21 protein-coding genes are annotated in these 21,780 nt (G+C 40.0%); 17 read left to right on the top strand and 4 right to left on the bottom strand.

The window, feature by feature from the left end:
• Nucleotides 1-11 precede the first annotated feature (11 nt).
• Both phoU and TZ96_RS06310 read left to right on the top strand, forming a co-directional pair.
• Nucleotides 12-665, top strand: coding sequence for a phosphate signaling complex protein PhoU (phoU, locus tag TZ96_RS06315; RefSeq protein WP_045763359.1), 654 nt, complete (start codon nt 12-14; stop codon nt 663-665).
• A 157-nt stretch (nt 666-822) separates the two neighbouring features.
• Nucleotides 823-1,638: an ABC transporter substrate-binding protein gene (locus tag TZ96_RS06310; RefSeq protein WP_045763358.1), complete on the top strand. Its 816-nt coding sequence runs from the start codon at nt 823-825 to the stop codon at nt 1,636-1,638.
• Between the two features lie 19 nt (nt 1,639-1,657).
• Here TZ96_RS06310 and TZ96_RS06305 read toward each other — a convergent pair whose 3' ends face one another.
• Both TZ96_RS06305 and TZ96_RS11010 read right to left on the bottom strand, forming a co-directional pair.
• On the bottom strand, nt 1,658-2,932 hold the full coding sequence (locus TZ96_RS06305) for a PLP-dependent aminotransferase family protein (RefSeq protein WP_045763357.1): 1,275 nt from the start codon (nt 2,930-2,932) through the stop codon (nt 1,658-1,660).
• Nucleotides 2,933-2,942: 10 nt separating this feature from the next.
• Nucleotides 2,943-3,314 carry a hypothetical protein gene (locus TZ96_RS11010; RefSeq protein ID WP_045763356.1) on the bottom strand — a complete coding sequence of 124 codons (372 nt, stop codon included), beginning with the start codon at nt 3,312-3,314 and terminating at the stop codon, nt 2,943-2,945.
• Nucleotides 3,315-3,397: 83 nt separating this feature from the next.
• Here TZ96_RS11010 and budA point away from each other — a divergent pair, with 83 nt between their 5' ends.
• The 4 genes from budA (at nt 3,398) to TZ96_RS06280 (ending at nt 7,029) form a co-directional block, all read left to right on the top strand.
• Complete coding sequence (gene budA, locus TZ96_RS06295) at nt 3,398-4,126, top strand: acetolactate decarboxylase (RefSeq protein ID WP_045763355.1); 729 nt, start codon at nt 3,398-3,400, stop codon at nt 4,124-4,126.
• Nucleotides 4,127-4,138: 12 nt separating this feature from the next.
• Nucleotides 4,139-4,894, top strand: a complete 756-nt coding sequence (locus tag TZ96_RS06290; protein ID WP_045763354.1) for a YhfC family intramembrane metalloprotease — start codon at nt 4,139-4,141, stop codon at nt 4,892-4,894.
• Nucleotides 4,895-5,240: 346 nt separating this feature from the next.
• Nucleotides 5,241-6,053 (top strand): Cof-type HAD-IIB family hydrolase, encoded by an 813-nt coding sequence (locus TZ96_RS06285; protein ID WP_045763353.1) that lies wholly within the window; start codon nt 5,241-5,243, stop codon nt 6,051-6,053.
• 43 nt (nt 6,054-6,096) lie between these two features.
• Nucleotides 6,097-7,029: a LacI family DNA-binding transcriptional regulator gene (locus TZ96_RS06280; RefSeq protein ID WP_045763352.1), complete on the top strand. Its 933-nt coding sequence runs from the start codon at nt 6,097-6,099 to the stop codon at nt 7,027-7,029.
• 24 nt (nt 7,030-7,053) lie between these two features.
• On the opposite strand, the gene TZ96_RS06275 is transcribed toward TZ96_RS06280, so the two are convergent.
• Nucleotides 7,054-8,262, bottom strand: coding sequence for a hypothetical protein (locus TZ96_RS06275; RefSeq protein WP_045763351.1), 1,209 nt, complete (start codon nt 8,260-8,262; stop codon nt 7,054-7,056).
• Between the two features lie 99 nt (nt 8,263-8,361).
• On the opposite strand from TZ96_RS06275, the gene TZ96_RS06270 reads away from it, so the two are divergent.
• The 9 genes from TZ96_RS06270 (at nt 8,362) to alaS (ending at nt 18,039) form a co-directional block, all read left to right on the top strand.
• The gene (locus TZ96_RS06270; RefSeq protein WP_045763350.1) at nt 8,362-9,183 is read left to right on the top strand and encodes an AraC family transcriptional regulator; all 822 of its coding nucleotides are present in this window, start codon (nt 8,362-8,364) and stop codon (nt 9,181-9,183) included.
• A 219-nt stretch (nt 9,184-9,402) separates the two neighbouring features.
• Nucleotides 9,403-10,308: a UDP-N-acetylmuramate dehydrogenase gene (gene murB, locus TZ96_RS06265; protein ID WP_045763349.1), complete on the top strand. Its 906-nt coding sequence runs from the start codon at nt 9,403-9,405 to the stop codon at nt 10,306-10,308.
• A gap of 161 nt (nt 10,309-10,469) precedes the next feature.
• Nucleotides 10,470-11,627, top strand: a complete 1,158-nt coding sequence (locus tag TZ96_RS06260; RefSeq protein ID WP_045763348.1) for an ABC transporter ATP-binding protein — start codon at nt 10,470-10,472, stop codon at nt 11,625-11,627.
• On the top strand, nt 11,608-12,414 hold the full coding sequence (locus TZ96_RS06255) for an ABC transporter permease (protein WP_000754116.1): 807 nt from the start codon (nt 11,608-11,610) through the stop codon (nt 12,412-12,414). Before TZ96_RS06260 ends, TZ96_RS06255 begins: the two co-directional genes overlap by 20 nt.
• Nucleotides 12,411-13,184 (top strand): ABC transporter permease, encoded by a 774-nt coding sequence (locus tag TZ96_RS06250; RefSeq protein ID WP_045763347.1) that lies wholly within the window; start codon nt 12,411-12,413, stop codon nt 13,182-13,184. The genes TZ96_RS06255 and TZ96_RS06250 overlap by 4 nt, the downstream gene beginning before the upstream one ends.
• On the top strand, nt 13,181-14,251 hold the full coding sequence (locus tag TZ96_RS06245; RefSeq protein ID WP_045763346.1) for an ABC transporter substrate-binding protein: 1,071 nt from the start codon (nt 13,181-13,183) through the stop codon (nt 14,249-14,251). Before TZ96_RS06250 ends, TZ96_RS06245 begins: the two co-directional genes overlap by 4 nt.
• Nucleotides 14,252-14,393: 142 nt before the next feature.
• Nucleotides 14,394-14,645 carry a hypothetical protein gene (locus TZ96_RS06240; protein WP_045763345.1) on the top strand — a complete coding sequence of 84 codons (252 nt, stop codon included), beginning with the start codon at nt 14,394-14,396 and terminating at the stop codon, nt 14,643-14,645.
• Nucleotides 14,646-14,918: 273 nt separating this feature from the next.
• Nucleotides 14,919-15,404 (top strand): LURP-one-related/scramblase family protein, encoded by a 486-nt coding sequence (locus tag TZ96_RS06235; RefSeq protein WP_045763344.1) that lies wholly within the window; start codon nt 14,919-14,921, stop codon nt 15,402-15,404.
• Between the two features lie 16 nt (nt 15,405-15,420).
• A complete protein-coding gene (alaS, locus tag TZ96_RS06230) occupies nt 15,421-18,039 on the top strand; it encodes an alanine--tRNA ligase (protein WP_045763343.1) in 2,619 nt (872 codons plus the stop codon).
• Nucleotides 18,040-18,133: 94 nt separating this feature from the next.
• Here alaS and gdhA read toward each other — a convergent pair whose 3' ends face one another.
• Nucleotides 18,134-19,480: an NADP-specific glutamate dehydrogenase gene (gdhA, locus tag TZ96_RS06225; protein WP_045763342.1), complete on the bottom strand. Its 1,347-nt coding sequence runs from the start codon at nt 19,478-19,480 to the stop codon at nt 18,134-18,136.
• 229 nt (nt 19,481-19,709) lie between these two features.
• On the opposite strand from gdhA, the gene TZ96_RS06220 reads away from it, so the two are divergent.
• Nucleotides 19,710-20,645 (top strand): dihydroorotate oxidase, encoded by a 936-nt coding sequence (locus TZ96_RS06220; RefSeq protein WP_045763341.1) that lies wholly within the window; start codon nt 19,710-19,712, stop codon nt 20,643-20,645.
• A 32-nt stretch (nt 20,646-20,677) separates the two neighbouring features.
• Nucleotides 20,678-21,715 carry a DNA polymerase III subunit delta gene (gene holA, locus TZ96_RS06215; RefSeq protein ID WP_045763340.1) on the top strand — a complete coding sequence of 346 codons (1,038 nt, stop codon included), beginning with the start codon at nt 20,678-20,680 and terminating at the stop codon, nt 21,713-21,715.
• Nucleotides 21,716-21,780 lie beyond the last annotated feature (65 nt).

Here is a 21,780-nt window from a genome sequence, read left to right as displayed (position 1 = left end):
GGAGTGAGAAGATGTTACGATCTCAATTTGAAGAAGATTTAGAGAAATTGCATAATCAGTTTTATGCCATGGGACAAGAAGTTCTTTCCCAAATCAATCGTACCGTACGTGCTTTTGTAACGCATGACCGTGACATGGCTAAAGAAGTCATTGAGGAAGATGCAGAAGTAAACGAATACGAAGTGAAACTTGAAAAGAAATCATTTGAAATGATTGCCCTACAACAGCCAGTTTCACAGGACTTGCGAACAGTTTTGACAGTTTTAAAAGCTGTTTCAGACCTAGAACGTATGGGAGACCATGCAGTATCTATCGCAAAAGCAACGATTCGTATGAAGGGTGAGCAACGCATCCCTGCAGTTGAAGAAGAAATCAAAAAAATGGGTCGTGAAGTAAAAAACTTTGTTGAAGCCGCTTTAGAACTTTATTTGAATGGTTCCGTAGATCAAGCCTATGAAGTTGCAACCATGGATGAAAATATCAACCATTACTTTGATAACATTCGAGACCTAGCTACAGAAGAAATCAAGAAACATCCTGAAGCCATCGTCACAGGTCGTGATTACTTCCAAGTTATTTCTTACTTGGAACGCATTGGTGACTATGCAAAAAATATCTGTGAATGGGTTGTTTACTTTGAAACAGGTAAGATTGTTGAATTGTAAGATTGATTAATTATGCAAAAAAAGGAGCTTGTTAGTAAGTAAAAGCTCCTTTTTTGAAAGAAAAATTGAAAATTTTTCATAAAAATTTAAAATATGCTTGACAAACAAAGTTTATAGAGTTATAATTATACAAAATTAACAGAGAGGTTGTTTATTTATGAATTTTAAAAAATGGATATTTGTCTTATGTAGTTTTCTTGCAAGCTTCTTTTTAGTAGCTTGCCAATCGTCTAGCTCAAGCTCACAGTCTGCAGTGGAGGCCATCAAGCAAAAAGGGAAATTAGTGGTCGCAACTAGTCCAGACTATGCTCCCTTTGAGTTTCAATCCCTTGTAGATGGTAAGAACCAAGTCGTAGGTGCTGATATTGACATGGCGCAAGCAATCGCTGATGAACTTGGAGTGAAATTGGAAATTTCAAGCATGAGCTTTGATAATGTCTTGACTAGTCTTCAGACAGGTAAGGCTGATTTGGCCATTGCGGGAATCAGTGCAACTGAAGAAAGACAAGAAGTCTTTGATTTCTCAATTCCTTACTATGAAAATAAAATTAGCTTCCTTATCAGAAAGTCAGATCTTGAAAAATACAAGGATTTGGACTCTCTAGCAAGTGCTAATATTGCAGCTCAGAAAGGGACTGTTCCTGAATCTATGGTTAAAGAGCAACTTCCAAAGGCACAGTTGACTTCTTTGACAAACATGGGCGAAGCAGTCAACGAGCTTCAATCTAGTAAAGTAGATGCCGTTCATATGGATGAGCCAGTAGCACTAAGCTATGCTGCTAAGAACTCAGATTTGGCTGTAGCTACAGTAAGCTTGACTATGAAAGAAGGCGAAGCAAATGCCGTAGCTATCAAAAAAGGTAACTCAGATTTGAAAGAAGTAGTTGATAAGGTCATCCAAAAACTGAAAGATGACGGAACTTACCAAACTTATCTTGAAAAAGCTGCTAAGCTAACAGAAGTAGAACAATAAAAAATAACAGAGTTGGATTTCAGTCCAGCTCTGTTTTTAAATAGCTTAATGTTTCTTCAATATTTTCTAGGGGGACTTTTGCAAAGTGATAAGGGCAGTTCGCTAGATAGGAAGATTCAAAGAAGTCGAGTTCTAGAGGACTATGTTTAAGACTAGCGATGCTAGGATAGTTCCTGAGATCAAGCAAAAGCCCATCATGAAGTGGATAGCTTGGTAGGGAAATAGGATAGCTTTGTAAGAGTTGTTGGATGTGCTCCTGACTTTTTTCTTGCAGTGCCAATCGTGCTAGTCTGTTTTTTTCAAAGAGTTGACTATCAATATAGAGTGATAGAGCCTTTTGCATGATAAGGTTGTTGTCATAGTCGAGAATGTTTTTATAGGTTACAAAAGCTTCCTTGATAGTGTTTGGAAGAAGAAGGGCGGTAATCCGAAGGGCAGGAAATAGACTCGTAGAAAAGGACTTGATATAGATGACCAAATCATGCTGGTCCAAATAATGAAAGGTTTGACCCATTTTAGGATCCAAGTCACCCAGGTAGTCATCCTCAACGATATAAATCTGATATTTTGCAGCTAAGTCAAGGATAGCAAGTTTTTCCTCTTCAGAATAAGAATGCCCCAGAGGATAGTGGAAACGGGGAATGGTATAGAAAAACTTAATCTTTCCACTTTTAAAATGCTCCTCAAGTTCTTTCAGGTCGATGCCATCCACCCGACGTTCAATGGTTTGAAAGGGAAGATTTTGAGCTAGTAGCAGCTGGTTCATTCGATGATAGGTCGGTTGTTCGACCAGTATTTCCTGAGCTTGACCTGGAAAATCAATCTGAGAAAGAATAAACAGTGCTTGTTGGGTTCCAGACGTCATGACCAACTGGTCTGCCTTACTATAAATGGCTTGATCAAAGAGCAAAGTCTGAACGGACTGGCGTAATTCTTCTAAGCCTTCTTGGTGTTCATAGTAGTTGTAGAGATAATTTTCTCGTCCAATCAAGCTTTCGTTGACACAAAGACGAAAATCATCATAGGCAGCTGCGTGTTCATCATTGACTGAGATAATTAGATCTTCATGACTGGTTTGTTGCTCCAATACATAATAACCACTTTGAGGTTTGGAGTAGATATATTTCTGGTATCGGAGTTCTAAGAGTGCGCGCTGTATGGTGTCTTTGCTACAGTGAAAATCTTGACTGAGTCTTCGGATAGATGGTAGGCGATTTCCAGTTGGAAATCTACCTGATTCTATCTCATTTTTTAGATAGTGAACGACTTGTTCATACTTGCTTTCTTGCTTCATCCCAGACCTCTCATGATTTTGTTACATTGTACCTTTTTTTTAGAAGTTTGGCAATGTTATACTCTTCGAAAATCTCTTCAAACCGCGTCAACGTCGCCGTGCCGTAGGTATGGTTACTGACTTCGTCAGTTCTATCCACAACCTCAAAACAGTGTTTTGAGCTGACTTCGTCAGTTCTATCCACAACCTCAAAGCAGTGCTTTGAGCTGACTTCGTCAGTTCTATCCACAACCTCAAAGCAGTGCTTTGATCTAACTTCGTCAGTTCTATCCACAACCTCAAAACAGTGTTTTGAGCTGACTTCGTCAGTTCTATCCACAATCTCAAAGCAGTGTTTTGAGTAACCTGCGGCTAGTTTCCTAGTTTGCTCTTTGATTTTCATTGAGTATTAAAAGGCAGTCTAGCATTCAATTCTAATCAGAAATGTGATATACTTAGTAAGTAAAATTTTCAAAGAAGAGTGAGATGATAAAGGTGCAAGAACCAGTTAAATTATTCCAATACAATACTTTGGGAGCCTTGATGGCTGGACTTTACGGTGGAACCATGACCGTGGGTGAATTGCTTGAACATGGAAATTTAGGACTAGGAACCCTGGATTCTATCGATGGAGAATTGATTGTCTTAGATGGGAAAGCTTATCAGGCTAAGGGATCAGGTGAGAAACCTGAAATTGTGGAAGTTTCACCAGAAGCTTTGATCCCCTATGCAGCAGTTGTACCCCACCAGGCAGAAGTTATTTTCCGCCAGCGTTTTGAAATGACTGATCAGGAACTTGAAAAACGTATTGAGTCCTATTATGATGGAGAAAATCTATTTCGTTCGATTAAGATTCATGGTGATTTTAAGCATATGCATGTTCGTATGATTCCAAAATCAACAACTGAAACGAAGTTTGCTGAGGTTGCGACGCATCAGCCTGAATATAGCTGTGACAATGTCTCAGGAACTATCGTTGGTTTTTGGACACCTGAAATTTTCCATGGAGTTAGCGTTGCTGGTTATCATTTGCACTTTATCTCAGATGATCTAACCTTTGGTGGCCACGTGATGGACTTTGTCATCAAGGAAGGGATTGTAGAGGTGGGAGCTGTTGACCAGTTGGATCAACGTTTTCCTGTTCAAGACCGTCAGTATCTATTTGCTAAGTTTAATGTTGACGAGATGAAAAAAGATATCGAACAGGCAGAATAAAAGGAGTCAAATATGAAAATTCATGTAATAATAACGATGCTGGCTTTATTTGCCATCCTCATTGCAGCAGTTTGGTATGCAAGAAAGCAATATAAGATTAATTTTGCAGTTTTGGGACTTGGGGCAGTTGCATTTTTTGCTTCTTCTCAAGTCTTGGAAAAAATCGTTCATCTCTTGGTTCTCCACCCACAAAAGGATGGGACAGTTCCACTCATGACGGGAAATCCTCTTCTCTATGTGATTTACGGGATTTGTATGGCTGCTTTGTTTGAAGAAACAGCTCGACTTATTTTCTTTAAATGGTTGGAGAAGAAAAGAACTTTGGAAGATTCAGATGCTCTTGCTTATGGATTGGGGCATGGTGGTTTAGAGTTGATCTATATCGGGATTGCAAGTTTACTCAATCTCTTCATCCTCTTTTCAGCCGTAGAATCTCAAAATCCAAACATCATGCAACTCTTGCCTGAAAGCACGCTTGCTACGATTAACAATCTAGCAGCATGGCAGATTTACCTTTTGGGACTAGAGAGAATCCTAGCCTTGCTTCTTCAAGTCGGCTTGACCTTCTGGGTTTATCAAGCAGTTCGCCAAAAGAAATGGATTTACCTAGTAGCTGCTTATGGTTTACACGCCCTATTTGATTTGGCTCCGAGCCTATCTCAAGTTGGTTGGTTGTCAAATCCACTTCTAGTGGAGGTTATTCTTCTTGTAGAACTTCTGGCTTTTGTCTGGCTGACAAAATCTACATTTTGGAAAAAATCATCATAAAAAGAGGGAAACCTCTTTTTATTGTTCTCTGTTATCTCTGTTATTTGTCTGTTTATTAGCTCTTTGTAATTTTTTTCGCTTACCTAAAATTTAAAGTAGTGACTACTGCAAGCAGATAGGAATTAGTTTTTACAAACTGTGCTTGGACAAGCTGCTTAATGGAAGATATACTATTTACCACCTCAACATCAACTCTGTCAAAGACTACAAAAAAAATAAAATTTATTTCATTTTCCTCTTGACATGGAACGCGTTCCAGAATGTAAAATGGTATCAAAGGTTGGGAATGCGCATTTAAACCGACCTATCACACGCTAGCGGATAAAGAAGAAAAGAGGACAAAATTATGACCATCAAACGTATTTTTTCAGATATGGACGGCACCCTTCTAAATTCTGAGGGCCGCGTTTCTAGCGAGAATAGCAAGGCTATCCGTGATGCCCAAATTCCTTTAACTCTAGTTTCTGCTCGAGCTCCCATGGAAATGCGAGAGGCTATAGAGGAACTCCAGTTGACTGGACCTCAAGTTGCCTTTAACGGCGGTTTGATTTATCAACTTGTGGAGGGGAAAGTCAAACCCCTTCATACAGATATCCTTCCTAGAAAGACAGCACAGACTATTTTACAGGCAGTGCGCAAGCATTTTCCACACATTAGTATCAGCTATTATGATATGACGCACTGGTATTGTGATACAATAGATGAAGGAATTCGTCTAGAACACAGAATCACGCGCCAAAAACCAACACTACAAATCGAGGCTGAGTTTCTTACTGCCAAGGATAATACTTTCAAGATTATGATGATTGCCCTAGAGAATGACAAACTATTAGCTTTGGAGAAATATTTACAATCTTTAGATTTAGGTGAGGTCAGCATTCTTCGATCTGGTCAGTATCATCTGGAAATTACTAGCAAAACTGCTAAAAAATCAAAAGGGATTGCCTATATTCTCAAAAAAGAGGGGCTTGACAAGAGCCAGACTGCTGCCTTTGGTGATGGGCATAATGACATCCCAATGTTCGAAATGGTGGGATTTCCTATCGTCATGGACAATGCATTTCCTGACATCAAAGAGCTAGCTTATAAGGTTACGCGTAGCAATGATGATCACGGTGTCGGCTATGGTATACGTAAGTATCTTAAAAAATTGAACTAATCACGTGTTTGGAGGGCTTCAATCCTCCCATAGAAAGAAAACAATGACAAATATTCGAAAAATTGCCAAACTGAGTGGCTATTCTGTTTCTAGCGTATCACGGGTTATTAATAACCATCCTCATGTTTCAGAGGAAGCTCGCCAGAAAATTTTGCAAATTATGGAGGAATTGGACTATCGTCCCAACATCCTAGCTCAGGAATTAAGTTCGGGTTCGACTCGTAGGGTTGGTGTGGTTATTCCCTACACGACACTCCATCCATATTTCAGTCAGTTACTGAATGGGCTTTTGGATGCAGCCTTGGCTCATAACCACACCCTGCTCATCCTACCTTCGCGATATGATATAGATTTGGAAAAAAATTACCTGGAGCAACTTCGAGGACGGGCCTTCGACAGTCTGATTTTCACCTCTCGCAGTGTTGACATAGAAACCATTGCTTCTTACGCTAAGTATGGCAACATTGTCTGCTGTGAAGAAGTGCAGGAACCCAATCTGAGCAGCGTCTATGTGAACAGGACCCATGCCTGCAAGACAGCCTTCAACTGGATTAAAGACCAGGGGAAAAGCAAGATTGCTTTGCTATTTACCCGAAAAGACTTAAAAAGTTCTACTTATCGTCTAACCATGGAAGCTTATAAGGAAGTCTTTGGTGAGAAAGAGGAACCTCTGATTTTGGACGGAATTTCCACAGGAGAGGATGCTTATGAACAAGGAGACAGCTTGATTAAGCATGATTTAGACTGTATTTTTAGCAATGGAGATGATGTAGCAACTGGTGTAGTTCGTTACTATCAGGAGAAAAATCTTGAATTACCCTTGTTGATTGGCCAAGAGAAGCAATTAACAGGAGAAGTGCTTGGCATTCCTACCATTGATAACAAATCCTACCAACTCGGTCAGGAAAGTTTCAAACAAGCACTCTCGGACGAAAAACGGACCATTATCCTACAATCGGAGTTTATCATACGATGATAAAATAGGCTAAAGCGACAACCGTCACTTGAGACCTATTTTTCTTTTATACAGCATCCGTAAACAAACTAGGATGCAGATGCTTAGGCAGGCAATTAAAACCAGACGATAAGGATCAAACTCTGAGCTAGAACTAGATAGGTGTACCAAGTTGCCAGAGAGATAAAAGACTAGTACACTAACAAGATAGGCAATTCCCTGATAAATATTCCAAATAGTAAAGGGACTGGGGCTAGCTGCCTGGTGTTTGACTAGGGAAATGTAGAGTCCCCATAGAGCTCCGACAGCTCCATTTAACACGCCCCAACCGATGCTCCAAAAAACTGTATAGGATGCAGCATCATGGGGAAGAAAGAATATCAAAAGAATCTCGCATCCCGTCATCACTAACAAGATTGTGAAAAACAAAGAACGTCTTTTCTCAAAACAAGGACCTGCAAGAGCAAGGGCCAGTACATTTCCCAACAGGCTCATACTTGAATACAAAGATACAAGGTTTGCGGATAGGTGCAATACTTGTACCATATAGAGGACATTCATGGTTAAGGTTATATATAAAATCAAGCTATCCAAAAGTAGGATACGTAGATGGTACCAGATTTGTTTTTTCAAAACTTGCCAATCCATCCGCCCTGTTTCTTGGTGATTTTGAAACAAATGATAGTCAGTCTGTAACTGTTTCAAAAGGATAAACTGCAAGATTAGACTAACAAGTGCAATTCCCAGTAGGCAACGATAATGGAATGAAGTCAGCTCCTTTCCGATACAAAAGGAAATAAGGAGAGTATAAAAGCTAGTTACCAGCTGAAATAAACCTAAGTGACTGAGAAATTTTGCACGGGATTTTTCTTCTGTTACCAATAGTATCAAAGGATTCCAAGCCAGTCCAAAGCCTAGCTCCACGGTTATCTGATACAGAACTAGAAAAACAGTGTAGATAGAAAAAGTCACTCTTTCATAGGGAATTACCACTAATATTGCTATCAAACACAGCTTAGACAGTACACTCCACCGCATTAAGTCAAGGAGATTTTTCCTTCGCATCAGATAAGACAAGGGAATGCGGACAAGGGCAATAATGGGCAGCATGGTAATCAGCCAGCTATTTTGCAAATCACTAAACCCTAAAATCTGACTCATAAAAAGAATCATGAAGTCACCTGTGATGGTGATAGAGATAATTTGATTACTGAGGCTGAGCCCTACTATACTAGATTTATACGATTTTTTCATACGTTCTCCTTTCTTGGCCCATTATAAACCAACGTTTATCGCTTTTCTAGAAGTTAATGATGAAGAAATATGCACTTATGTTGCAAGGAGAAAGTATTTATGAAACTTTGGAACTATTTTAAAGAATCATCCAAGGAATTTTATTTAGAAGAATGTGGAATTGATGATTATTCTAACTTTCCGTTTTACGATTATACTGTTTTTCAGGATTTTGTCATTCACTGGATTTGCGAAGGGAAAGGTTACTTGGAAGTTGATGGTCAAACCTATTCTTTGGAGAAAAATGATGGTTTTATCCTAAAAAAAGGACAAAAAGTGCGCTATTGGGCTAATCAAGAAGATCCTTGGACAACCTATTGGTTGGGATTTTCTGGTGAAAAACTGACCGAATACCTCCACAACACACGAGTCTTTTCTGAGCCTGTTTGTCATTTTTGTAGTCATTTTCAAAGTAGGAGAATCATTGAAGACATTTGTCACAAAACGGCAGAAAATAAGCAAAAGGAAAGCTGGTACCGGATGCAAGTTTTTACCTTCCTCTACTATCTGCAGGAAGAATTTCCAGCTGAAATGCCACTGAGCATTATTCAACTCCCTGTCGAGAAAGCTGCACAAATTTTGTTACAGCAGTATGCACAAGATATCTCTATTCAGGACTTGGCATCCCAAGTCGGACTCAGTCGTAGCACCTTGTTTCGTCAATTTAAGAAACATTACCATAAATCTCCTCAGCAATTTCTCCTTGAAACCCGTCTGCTAAAGGCAAGAACTCTCCTAACTGATACAGATTTGTCTATAAAAGAAATTACCATGGAAGTTGGATATCAGGATCAGCTAGTCTTTTCAAAGGCTTTTAAGAATTTTTTCTCTATAAGTCCTAAATTTTATCGTCAAGGCTGGGAAAATCATCCAACTGATTAGAATACATTCTATTTAGGATAGTCTTATTGATTTCTTCAAATTCAGATAGATTCAATATAAAAAATCTTTTTTTAAACTGCATCCCAAAAGTTAGACAGTATACATCTAATTCTTGGGGTGTTTTTATTCACATCAATCATTTGAAAAAGCTAACCAAATCATCGAAAAATAGAGCTAAAAATGGTATAATGGAATGAATTTTATAAAAGGATTAGAAAAATGACCGTATTAGATAAACTAAAAGAAACCTTAGAAGGAATCGATATTCGATTCGATGAACCGCTAAAAACTTATACCTATACTAAAGTTGGAGGGAAGGCAGATTATTTAGTATTTCCTCGTAATCGCTACGAGATGGCTCGTGTGGTAAAATTTGCCAATCAGGAAAACATTCCTTGGATGGTTCTTGGAAATGCAAGTAACATTATCGTCCGTGAAGGTGGAGTACGTGGTTTTGTAATCATGTGTGACAAGCTTAATAACGTTTCTGTTGATGGCTATACCATCGAGGCAGAAGCTGGAGCTAACTTGATTGAAACCACTCGTATTGCACTCCGTCATAGCTTGACTGGTTTTGAGTTTGCTTGTGGAATTCCAGGAAGCGTCGGTGGTGCAGTCTTTATGAATGCTGGCGCCTATGGTGGTGAGATTGCTCATGTTCTCCAGTCTTGTCAAATCTTGACTAAGGAAGGTGAAATCGAAACCTTGTCTGCTAAAGACTTGGCCTTTGGTTATCGTCATTCAGCCATTCAAGCATCAGGAGCAGTTGTCCTATCTGCTAAGTTTGCCTTAGCTCCAGGTAATCACCAAGTTATCAAACAAGAAATGGATCGATTGACCCACCTTCGTGAACTCAAGCAACCTTTAGAGTATCCTTCTTGTGGTTCAGTCTTTAAACGTCCAGTGGGTCATTTTGCTGGACAATTGATTGCAGAAGCTGGTTTGAAGGGTTATCGTATCGGTGGCGTCGAAGTTTCAGAAAAGCATGCAGGCTTTATGGTCAACATAGCTGATGGAACTGCCAGAGATTATGAAGACTTGATTGAGTCTGTCATTGAAAAGGTTAAAGAACACTCAGGTGTTACTCTCGAGCGAGAAGTTCGTATCTTGGGTGAACATGAGTAAATACTATAAATAGCTTTGCTGCTACTAACAAGAATGTAGAGGGGGTAAAAGCCTATCGGTAGCGAAGATGCATGCAGGAGGCCTAACTCCCTGCAAGAGGTAGTGGTGGCCTGACAGAGCCCTGATCTGTTAATCTATGAAAAAGAAGGAATTTATGCCAATTGAAAAAACCAATTATCGAATTCAAAAACGTTTCTAAAGTTTTTGAAGATAGCAACACAAAGGTTCTCAAAGATATTAATTTTGAGTTGGAAGAAGGGAAATTTTATACACTGCTAGGTGCATCTGGTTCAGGTAAATCAACCATTCTCAATATCATCGCCGGTTTGCTAGACGCAACGACTGGAGATATTTTACTGGATGGCGTGCGAATCAATGATATCCCGACCAATAAGCGCGATGTTCATACAGTCTTCCAATCTTACGCCTTGTTTCCGCATATGAATGTCTTCGAAAATGTTGCCTTTCCATTGCGTTTGCGTAAGGTCGATAAAAAAGAAATCGAACAACGTGTATTAGAAGTTCTCAAGATGGTACAGTTGGAAGGTTTCGAAAAACGTTCCATCCGTAAACTTTCTGGAGGACAACGCCAGCGTGTAGCAATTGCGCGTGCGATTATCAACCAACCACGAGTGGTCCTCTTGGATGAACCTTTGTCAGCCTTGGACTTGAAATTGCGAACAGATATGCAGTACGAACTGCGTGAATTGCAACAGCGATTGGGCATTACCTTTGTTTTTGTTACCCATGATCAAGAAGAAGCCTTAGCTATGAGTGACTGGATTTTCGTTATGAATGACGGTGAAATTGTTCAGTCAGGAACACCAGTTGACATCTACGATGAGCCAATCAACCACTTTGTTGCAACCTTTATCGGTGAATCAAACATCTTGCCAGGAACCATGATTGAGGATTACTTGGTCGAATTTAACGGCAAACGCTTTGAAGCGGTCGATGGTGGGATGAAGCCAAATGAACCGGTTGAAGTCGTGATTCGTCCAGAAGACTTGCGCATTACCCTTCCAGAAGAAGGAAAACTTCAAGTGAAGGTCGATACTCAGCTCTTTCGTGGGGTTCACTATGAGATTATCGCCTATGATGAACTCGGCAATGAATGGATGATTCACTCAACTCGTAAGGCCATTGTTGGTGAAGAAATCGGTCTGGACTTTGAACCAGAAGACATCCACATCATGCGTCTCAATGAAACAGAAGAAGAGTTCGATGCTCGTATCGAAGAGTACGTAGAAATCGAAGAGCAAGAAGCAGGTTTGATCAACGCTATCGAGGAGGAAAGAGATGAAGAAAACAACCTCTAAACTCTTTGTAGTGCCCTACATGCTTTGGATTGCACTCTTTGTATTGGCACCCTTGGTCTTGATTTTTGGACAATCCTTTTTCAACATCGAAGGCCAGTTCAGTTTAGAAAACTATAAATCCTATTTTGCGTCACAAAACTTGACCTATCTCAAAATGAGCTTTAACTCAGTTCTCTATGCTGGGATTGTAACTCTAGTGACGCTACTTATCAGCTATCCAACAGCTCTCTTCTTGACTCGTCTCAAGCACCGTCAACTATGGCTTATGCTGATCATTTTGCCAACTTGGATCAACCTATTGCTTAAGGCCTATGCCTTTATCGGGATTTTTGGGCAAAATGGCTCTATCAACCAATTCTTAGAATTTATCGGAATCGGTTCTCAGCAGTTGCTCTTTACGGATTTCTCATTTATTTTTGTCGCAAGCTATATCGAGCTTCCATTTATGATTTTGCCTATCTTCAATGTTTTAGATGATATGGATAATAATCTCATTAATGCCAGCTATGACCTCGGTGCGACCAAATGGGAGACTTTCCGCCATGTCATCTTCCCTCTTTCTATGAATGGAGTACGAAGTGGTGTCCAATCTGTCTTTATCCCGAGTTTAAGTCTCTTTATGTTGACCCGTTTGATTGGAGGGAACCGAGTGATCACCTTGGGGACTGCCATCGAGCAGAACTTCCTGACAAACGATAATTACGGTATGGGTTCAACTATTGGTGTTGTTCTTATCCTGACCATGTTCATCACTATGTGGGTGACTAAGGAAAGGAGAGAGCGATGAAAAAATTATCGAATCTTTACCTAGCCTTTGTCTTTATCGTCCTCTATCTGCCAATCTTTTACTTGATTGGTTATGCCTTCAATGCTGGGGATGATATGAATAGTTTTACAGGCTTTAGTTTGTCTCACTTTGAAACCATGTTTGGCGATGGAAGACTCATGCTAATCTTGGTTCAGACCTTTTTACTAGCCTTCCTATCAGCCTTGATTGCGACTGTTATTGGGACTTTCGGTGCCATTTACATCTACCAATCACGCAAAAAATATCAAGAAGCCTTCCTATCACTCAATAACATTTTGATGGTTGCCCCAGACGTTATGATTGGTGCCAGCTTCTTGATTCTCTTTACCCAACTCAAGTTTTCACTTGGATTTTTGACAGTTCTGTCTAGTCATGTGGCTTTTTCCATTCCAATCGTAGTTCTTATGGTCTTGCCTCGATTAAAAGAGATGAATGGAGATATGATCCATGCAGCCTATGATCTTGGAGCTAGTCAGTTCCAGATGTTCAAGGAAATTATGCTTCCTTACCTAACGCCGTCTATCATTGCAGGATACTTCATGGCATTCACTTATTCATTAGATGACTTTGCTGTGACCTTCTTTGTAACAGGGAATGGTTTTTCAACTCTCTCAGTTGAGATCTACTCTCGAGCTCGTAAGGGAATTTCGCTGGAAATCAATGCTCTTTCAGCCTTGGTCTTCCTCTTTAGTATTATCCTGGTTGTCGGATATTACTTCATTTCACGTGAGAAGGAGGAGCAAGCATGAAACGACTCTATTCATTTTTAGCAGGAATTTTAGCGATTATCCTTGTCTTATGGGGAATTTCTTATCATCTTGACAGTAAAATCAATAGCCGTGATAGTCAAAAATTGGTTATCTACAACTGGGGAGACTATATCGCCCCTGAACTTCTGGAAAAATTTACAGAAGAAACAGGAATCCAAGTCCAGTATGAGACCTTTGACTCCAACGAAGCCATGTACACGAAAATCAAGCAGGGTGGAACGACTTATGATATTGCCATCCCAAGTGAGTACATGATTAACAAAATGAAGGACGAAGACCTTCTAGTTCCACTGGATTATAGTAAGATTGAGGGCATTGAGAATATCGGTCCAGAGTTTCTCAATCAGTCCTTTGATCCCAACAACCAGTACTCTATCCCATACTTCTGGGGGACCTTGGGAATTGTCTACAATGAAACTATGGTGGAAGAAGCGCCTGAACATTGGGACGACCTTTGGAAGCCAGAGTATAAGAACTCCATTATGCTTTTTGATGGGGCGCGTGAAGTACTTGGTTTAGGTCTTAACTCACTAGGCTATAGCCTCAACTCTAAAGATCCACAGCAGTTGGAAGAAACGGTAGATAAGCTCTATAAGCTAACACCGAATATCAAGGCTATTGTTGCCGATGAGATGAAGGGTTACATGATTCAGAATAATGCTGCCATCGGTGTGACCTTCTCTGGTGAAGCTAGTCAGATGCTAGAGAAAAATGAAAATCTTCGCTATGTCGTTCCGACAGAGGCCAGCAACCTTTGGTTTGACAATATGGTTATTCCCAAAACAGTCAAGAACCAGGATGCAGCCTATGCCTTCATCAACTTCATGTTGAAACCCGAAAATGCTCTTAAAAATGCAGAGTATGTCGGCTATTCAACACCAAACAATCCTGCTAAGGAAATGCTCCCTGAGGAGACCAAAGAAGACAAGTCCTTCTATCCTGATGCAGACACTATGAAACACCTAGAGGTCTATGAGAAATTTGACCATAAATGGACAGGAATCTACAGCGACCTCTTCCTACAATTTAAGATGTATCGAAAGTAGAAGTTAGCAGTCACGAAACGAATCAGTCAATCTGGTTCGTTTTTTGAATAGTTGTATAGCTTTATATTTTTACTATCCTATTTGCTTATTTTATAGCCTAGTAGTATACTAAGTTTATAATAATAGAAAGCGGTAACAAATCATGAAAATGTCTACTTTTTTCAAAAAAAGTTATTGGCCAACCTTTTTGATTGTTAACGAAACAATTATACTATTCCATTTAAAGGATGGCTTGGATCGACAATACCTAACAACTGATTCCATACATTTGGTGATAGGTTACTTTATATTTGCAAATATTTTTGTATTTATGTATAGCAATTCGAAAGCTTGGAATAAAAGTTGGGATAAAAAGAAAAATGGCAGTAAGAAAAAATATATTCTGAAAAAGTAACCAGAGATTTAGGGAGTTGGTTATTTAAATGAGGATTATTTCCAGTTGACGCAGACTTAAAAAAACGATATAATAAGAAAGTTGAGAATTGATTTTCTCTCCATCTTAGTTCAGAGAATTGGCGGTGCTGCGAGCCATCTAAGATAGAAAATCATGCTACTCAATCCAACAATTGCATAAGAATCAAAGAATGACAAGTTCATTGAATGAAGGTGGTACCGCGGTTTTTCGCCCTTCGTGATATGGATTTGTCTTTTATTTTTGGAGGTGTTTATGAGAACATTTCTTGTCAAACAAAAATTTCGCCTAGGTGGTGAACGCTTTGATATCAAGGATGAAATGGGCAATGTCGCCTATCAGGTTGAAGGTTCATTTTTTAAGATTCCTAAAACCTTTACCATCTATGATGTTGCTGGTGAACAGGTCAGTGAGATTAGTAAGGAAGTCTTAACTTTCCTACCTCGTTTTGAGATTCAACTCAGTAATGGAGATCATTTTTATATCCGAAAGAAGTTGACTTTCTGGAAGGATAAGTATGAGTTTGATAATCTCGGTCTTCGCATCGAAGGAAATGTCTGGGATTTGAATTTTAAATTGCTGGACGATCGTGACCAAGTGATTGCTGAGATTACCAAGGAACTTTTCCATTTAACCTCTACCTATACCGTAACCGTCTATGACGAATCTTATGCAGACCTAGTCATTTCCCTCTGTGTCGCTATTGACTATGTGGAAATGCTAGAAAGCCAATCAAATTAGTAAAAAGGAGATACATATGAAACAATTATCTAGTGCACAAGTACGCCAAATGTGGCTTGATTTCTGGGCAACCAAAGGTCACTCAGTAGAACCATCCGTTAGCTTGGTTCCAGTAAACGACCCAACACTTTTGTGGATCAACTCAGGGGTTGCCACTCTTAAAAAATACTTTGATGGAACCATCATTCCTGAAAACCCACGTATTACCAATGCGCAAAAGGCTATCCGTACCAACGATATCGAAAACGTAGGGAAGACTGCACGTCACCATACTATGTTTGAAATGTTGGGGAACTTCTCAATCGGGGATTACTTCCGTGACGAAGCAATTACATGGGCATATGAGCTTTTGACAAGTCCTGAGTGGTTTGACTTCCCGAAAGACAAACTTTACATGACTTATTATCCAGATGACAAGGATTCATACAACCGCTGGATTGAAGTGGGAGTAGATCCAAGTCATTTGATCCCAATCGAAGACAACTTCTGGGAAATCGGTGCGGGACCTTCTGGACCTGATACAGAAATCTTCTTTGACCGTGGAGAAGCCTTTGACCCAGAAAACATCGGTCTTCGTCTTCTTGCAGAAGATATCGAAAACGACCGTTATATCGAAATCTGGAACATTGTATTATCACAATTTAACGCAGACCCTGCTGTTCCTCGTAGCGAGTACAAGGAATTGCCACACAAAAATATTGATACGGGCGCTGGTTTAGAGCGTTTGGTAGCAGTGATCCAAGGTGCTAAGACCAACTTTGAAACAGACCTCTTCATGCCAATTATCCGTGAAGTTGAGAAATTATCTGGTAAGGTTTACGACCAAGATGGCGACAACATGAGCTTCAAGGTCATTGCCGACCACATCCGTTCTCTTTCATTTGCGATTGGTGATGGTGCCCTTCCTGGAAATGAAGGTCGTGGTTATGTCCTTCGTCGTCTCCTTCGTCGTGCCTCTATGCATGGTCAAAAATTGGGTATCAATGAGCCTTTCCTTTACAAACTCGTTCCAACTGTTGGAAAAATCATGGAAAGCTACTACCCAGAAGTTCTTGAAAAACGTGACTTTATCGAAAAAATCGTTAAGAGCGAAGAAGAGTCATTTGCTCGTACTCTTCACTCAGGTCAACACTTTGCTCAAGGCATCGTAGCAGACTTGAAAGAAAAAGGACAATCTGTCATTGCTGGTCAAGATGTCTTTAAACTCTATGATACATACGGATTCCCAGTGGAATTGACAGAAGAAATCGCTGAAGAAGCTGGTATGACTGTAGACCGTGAAGGCTTCGAAGCAGCCATGAAGGAACAACAAGAACGTGCGCGTGCCTCTGCAGTCAAAGGTGGATCTATGGGTATGCAAAACGAAACCCTTCAAAACATCACTGTAGAAAGTGTCTTCAACTACAATGCTAGTCAATTGTCTTCTAAGTTGGTTGCTATCGTAGCTGATAATGCTGAAGTAGAAGCTGTATCAGAAGGAACTGCGTCACTTATCTTTGCAGAAACTCCATTCTACGCTGAAATGGGTGGACAAGTTGCGGACCATGGTCAAATCTTGGATGCTGCAGGAAATGTCGTAGCGATTGTAACAGACGTTCAAAAAGCACCAAACGGACAAGCATTGCACACCGTTGAAGTTCTTGCTCCTCTTGCTTTGAACCAAGAATACACTTTGGCTATCGATAGCAATCGTCGTCATCGTGTCATGAAGAACCACACAGCCACTCACTTGCTCCATGCAGCTCTTCATAATATCCTTGGCCACCATGCTACTCAAGCAGGTTCACTTAATGAAGTAGAATTCCTTCGCTTTGACTTCACTCACTTCCAAGCCGTGACTCCTGAAGAATTGCGTGCTATTGAGCAACAAGTCAATGAGAAGATTTGGGAAGCCATCGCAGTGGAAACAGTTGAGACTGATATTGACACAGCTAAAGAAATGGGAGCTATGGCCCTCTTTGGTGAGAAATATGGTAAGGAAGTTCGCGTAGTCACTATCGGGGACTATTCAGTAGAGCTTTGTGGTGGTACTCACGTTGGCAATACTTCTGAAATCGGTCTCTTCAAGATTGTCAAAGAAGAAGGGATCGGATCAGGAACTCGTCGTATCTTGGCAGTGACTGGTAAAGAGGCCTTTGAAGCTTATCGTGACCAAGAAGATGCACTGAAAGCAGTCGCAGCAACCTTGAAAGCTCCTCAACTCAAAGAAGTACCTCACAAGGTGGAAGGACTTCAAGAGCAACTCCGTCAATTGCAAAAAGAAAATGCAGAATTGAAGGAAAAAGCAGCAGCAGCGGCGGCAGGTGATGTCTTCAAGAATGTTCAAGAAGCAAACGGCCACCGTTACATTGCCAGCCAAGTATCTGTATCAGATGCAGGTGCCCTTCGTACCTTTGCGGATAACTGGAAACAAAAAGATTACTCTGATGTTCTTGTTCTTGTCGCAGCTATCGGTGATAAGGTCAATGTCCTTGTAGCCAGCAAGACAAAAGAGGTGCATGCAGGTAATGTGATTAAAGAATTAGCTCCAATCGTTGATGGACGTGGTGGTGGTAAACCAGACATGGCCATGGCAGGAGGAAGCAACCAAGCGAGAATCCAAGAATTGTTGGATGCAGTAGCAGGTAAATTGTAAGAAAGTAAAGATCTATCCAGTAGGGTAGGTCTTTTTTTATGTATAAGAAAAAACTCCTCACAGGAGATGTGAGGAGTTATGTAGTTACTAGGAATTAAACAATCCCTTGTGCAATCATAGCGTTTGCTACGTTTTCAAAGGCAGCGATATTTGCACCTGCAAGGTAGTCAGTTCCAAGACCGTAAGTTTCTGCAGTTGTTTTAGCAGTGTTGAAGATGTTAGTCATGATATCTTTCAAACGACCGTCAACTTCTTCACGTGTCCATGAAAGACGAAGGCTATTTTGGCTCATTTCGAGAGCAGATACAGCTACACCACCAGCATTGGCAGCTTTGGCAGGTCCGTAAAGGATTCCATTTTCCTTGTAAACTTTGATAGCTTCAAGGTCGCTAGGCATGTTAGCACCTTCAGATACACAGATAACTCCTTGAGCAACCAAGCGTTTCGCAGCTTCACCGTTGATCTCGTTTTGAGTCGCACATGGAAGAGCGATGTCATAGTTACCAGTGTAAGTCCATACGGAACCTTCGTAGTAAGTAGCAGTTGGTTTTTCTGCAGCGTACTCAGTCAAACGAGCACGGCGTTTTTCTTTAACGTCTGTAAGAAGGTCGAAGTCGATACCATTTTCATCGATAACATAACCATTTGAGTCAGATACTGAGATAACAGTTGCACCAAGTTCAGTTGCTTTTTGAAGAGCGTATTGAGCTACGTTACCAGAACCTGAAATCACAACTTTCTTACCAGCAAAGCTATTGCCGTTTGCTTTAAGCATTTCTTCAGTGTAGTAAACCAAACCGTAACCAGTTGCTTCTGGACGAATCAAGCTACCACCAAATCCAAGAGGTTTACCAGTCAAGACACCAGCATCAAATTGGTTGAGGCGTTTGTATTGTCCGTAAAGGTAACCAATCTCACGTCCACCAACACCGATATCACCAGCAGGTACGTCAAGAGATGGTCCGATGTATTTTTGCAACTCAGTCATGAAGCTTTGGCAGAAGCGCATCACTTCAGCATCAGTTTTACCTTTAGGATCAAAGTCTGATCCACCTTTACCTCCACCGATTGGAAGTCCAGTCAAAACGTTTTTAAAGATTTGTTCGAATCCGAGGAATTTCAAGATCCCTTGGTTTACAGTTGGGTGGAAACGAAGTCCGCCTTTATATGGTCCAACAGCTGAGTTGAATTGAACACGGTAACCACGGTTAACTTGAACTTTTCCATCACGGTCAACCCAAGGAACACGGAAAGAAATTACGCGCTCTGGCTCAGTGATACGTGCCAAGATATTTTCTTCAATATACTCAGGGTGTTTTTCAAAGACAGGCTCCAAAGTGCTGAAGAATTCTTCAACCGCCTGGAGAAATTCAGCCTCATGCCCGTTACGAGCTTTTACAGTTTCAAACACGCTTTGGATATATTCTTTAGCAGATGTCATATCGTTCTCCTTTTTGTTGTCATATTTTATTACATGAGTCATTATAGCAGAAAATTTTTTCAGTGTAAAGAAAAAAACACAAATTTTCTAAAAATTCTTTCAATTTGATACAACTGATTCAAAACTTGCTAAAAAACGAACCTTTTCTATGGAAATGGTTTTATTGAAAAGCAAAAGTTAAAGTATGGTATAATAATAGATATAAAAAGGAATCTGGAGGAACAGAATCATGGTATCAACTAAAACACAGATTGCTGGTTTTGAGTTTGACAATTGCTTGATGAATGCGGCAGGAGTTGCTTGTATGACGGTTGAGGAGTTGGAAGGTGTCAAAAACTCGGCAGCAGGAACCTTTGTCACTAAGACAGCAACCTTGGAATTTCGTCAGGGGAATCCTGAACCACGTTATCAAGATGTTCCACTCGGTTCAATCAACTCTATGGGTCTACCAAATAATGGTTTAGACTATTACTTAAACTATCTATTGGAATTGCAAGACAAGGAACCAAACCGTACCTTCTTTTTATCATTAGTTGGAATGTCTCCAGAGGAAACTCATACCATCTTGAAAAAAGTTCAAGAGAGTGATTTTCGTGGTCTAACTGAACTCAATCTCTCATGCCCAAATGTTCCAGGTAAGCCACAGATTGCCTATGACTTTGAAACTACAGATCGTATCTTATCAGAAGTCTTTGAGTATTTTACAAAACCATTAGGAATTAAGCTTCCACCTTATTTTGATATTGTTCATTTTGATCAAGCTGCAGCGATCTTTAACAAATATCCGCTCAAGTTTGTCAATTGTGTCAACTCGATTGGTAATGGTCTTTATATTGAAGATGAGTCAGTCGTGATTCGTCCTAAGAATGGCTTTGGTGGGATTGGTGGAGAATACATCAAACCAACAGCCCTTGCAAATGTTCATGCTTTCTATCAACGCTTGAATCCAGAAATTCAAATCATTGGAACTGGTGGAGTATTAACAGGACGTGATGCTTTTGAACATATCCTATGTGGTGCCAGCATGGTGCAGGTAGGAACTACCCTACATAAAGAAGGTGTGGGTGCTTTTGGACGTATTACTAAGGAACTCAAAGAAATTATGGCGGAAAAAGGTTATGAAAGCCTTGAAGATTTCCGTGGTAAATTGAATTATATTGATTAAATAAAAGCGAAACTAAAAAGAAAGGAGAAATGATGCTAGCAATAGAAGAAAGCCAAAAGCTATCTTTATCAAATTTACCTAGTTTGACCTTGTTTACAGGCGCTGATCAAGGACAGTATGAAGTCATGAAAACTCAGGTGCTAAAGCAAATCGGCTACGATTCTGCTGATTTGAACTTTGCTTATTTTGATATGAAAGAAGTAGACTACAAAAGCTTGGAACTAGAGCTGGTCAGTCTTCCTTTCTTTGCGGATGAAAAAATTGTTATTTTAGATCATTTTCTCGATATAACAACAGCTAAAAAGCGCTATCTATCTGATGACGAACTTAAGGCTTTTGAAGAATATTTGGAAAATCCATCTCCGACGAGTAAATTAGTTATTTTTGCTGAAGGTAAACTAGACAGCAAGAGACGTCTAGTTAAAATTCTAAAGAGGGATGCCAAGATTTTTGAAGCCTTTGAGCCAAAAGAACAAGAGATGCGTGCTTATTTTCAAAAGTGGGCTCAGGAACAAGGACTTTCCTTTGAGGGGAAAGCTTTTGAACAGTTGCTTATCAAATCAGGTTTTCAATTCAGTGAAATTCAGAAAAATCTACTCTTCTTACAGTCTTATAAGGATGATGACCGAATTACCGAAGAAGACATTGTTGAGGCCATACCAAAGACTTTGCAGGATAATATCTTTGATTTAACTCAGTTAATATTGACTAAGAAAATTGATCAGGCACGTGATTTAGTCAAAGATTTGACCTTGCAGGGAGAAGATGAGATTAAACTGATTGCCATTATGTTGGGTCAGTTCAGACTTTATACACAAGTGAAAATTTTGCAAGAGTCAGGTCAGACAGAGTCCCAGATGGTCAGCAGTTTAGGTCACTATCTTGGTCGCAATCCGAATCCCTACCAAATCAAGTTTGCCCTTCGTGATTCTCGAAGACTATCCCTTGATTTTCTCCAGAATTCTATTCGTCATCTCATCCAAGCTGATTACCAAATTAAGACAGGAGTTTATGAGAAAGGCTACCTGTTTGAGAAGGCCCTATTGCAGATTGCTAGCCAGTCAAATTGAGCAAATAACTTGAAAAAATAGGATGATTGCGTTATCATCTTTATATAGAAAGAAAAAGAGGTATT

The sequence above is a fragment of the Streptococcus infantis genome, from assembly GCF_000963255.1.
Classification (GTDB): domain Bacteria; phylum Bacillota; class Bacilli; order Lactobacillales; family Streptococcaceae; genus Streptococcus; species Streptococcus nidrosiense.
Note: the sequence above shows the minus strand (reverse complement) of the source record. Positions and strands in the feature narration are given on the sequence as shown.

Bases quoted from the DNA above. Each gene is read 5' to 3' on its own strand.
- phoU (WP_045763359.1), top strand. From the start codon at position 12: ATGTTACGATCTCAATTTGAAGAAGATTTAGAGAAATTGCATAATCAG.
- TZ96_RS06310 (WP_045763358.1), top strand. From the start codon at position 823: ATGAATTTTAAAAAATGGATATTTGTCTTATGTAGTTTTCTTGCAAGC.
- TZ96_RS06305 (WP_045763357.1), bottom strand. From the start codon at position 2,932: ATGAAGCAAGAAAGCAAGTATGAACAAGTCGTTCACTATCTAAAAAAT.
- TZ96_RS11010 (WP_045763356.1), bottom strand. From the start codon at position 3,314: ATGAAAATCAAAGAGCAAACTAGGAAACTAGCCGCAGGTTACTCAAAA.
- budA (WP_045763355.1), top strand. From the start codon at position 3,398: ATGATAAAGGTGCAAGAACCAGTTAAATTATTCCAATACAATACTTTG.
- TZ96_RS06290 (WP_045763354.1), top strand. From the start codon at position 4,139: ATGAAAATTCATGTAATAATAACGATGCTGGCTTTATTTGCCATCCTC.
- TZ96_RS06285 (WP_045763353.1), top strand. From the start codon at position 5,241: ATGACCATCAAACGTATTTTTTCAGATATGGACGGCACCCTTCTAAAT.
- TZ96_RS06280 (WP_045763352.1), top strand. From the start codon at position 6,097: ATGACAAATATTCGAAAAATTGCCAAACTGAGTGGCTATTCTGTTTCT.
- TZ96_RS06275 (WP_045763351.1), bottom strand. From the start codon at position 8,262: ATGAAAAAATCGTATAAATCTAGTATAGTAGGGCTCAGCCTCAGTAAT.
- TZ96_RS06270 (WP_045763350.1), top strand. From the start codon at position 8,362: ATGAAACTTTGGAACTATTTTAAAGAATCATCCAAGGAATTTTATTTA.
- murB (WP_045763349.1), top strand. From the start codon at position 9,403: ATGACCGTATTAGATAAACTAAAAGAAACCTTAGAAGGAATCGATATT.
- TZ96_RS06255 (WP_000754116.1), top strand. From the start codon at position 11,608: ATGAAGAAAACAACCTCTAAACTCTTTGTAGTGCCCTACATGCTTTGG.
- TZ96_RS06250 (WP_045763347.1), top strand. From the start codon at position 12,411: ATGAAAAAATTATCGAATCTTTACCTAGCCTTTGTCTTTATCGTCCTC.
- TZ96_RS06245 (WP_045763346.1), top strand. From the start codon at position 13,181: ATGAAACGACTCTATTCATTTTTAGCAGGAATTTTAGCGATTATCCTT.
- TZ96_RS06240 (WP_045763345.1), top strand. From the start codon at position 14,394: ATGAAAATGTCTACTTTTTTCAAAAAAAGTTATTGGCCAACCTTTTTG.
- TZ96_RS06235 (WP_045763344.1), top strand. From the start codon at position 14,919: ATGAGAACATTTCTTGTCAAACAAAAATTTCGCCTAGGTGGTGAACGC.
- alaS (WP_045763343.1), top strand. From the start codon at position 15,421: ATGAAACAATTATCTAGTGCACAAGTACGCCAAATGTGGCTTGATTTC.
- gdhA (WP_045763342.1), bottom strand. From the start codon at position 19,480: ATGACATCTGCTAAAGAATATATCCAAAGCGTGTTTGAAACTGTAAAA.
- TZ96_RS06220 (WP_045763341.1), top strand. From the start codon at position 19,710: ATGGTATCAACTAAAACACAGATTGCTGGTTTTGAGTTTGACAATTGC.
- holA (WP_045763340.1), top strand. From the start codon at position 20,678: ATGCTAGCAATAGAAGAAAGCCAAAAGCTATCTTTATCAAATTTACCT.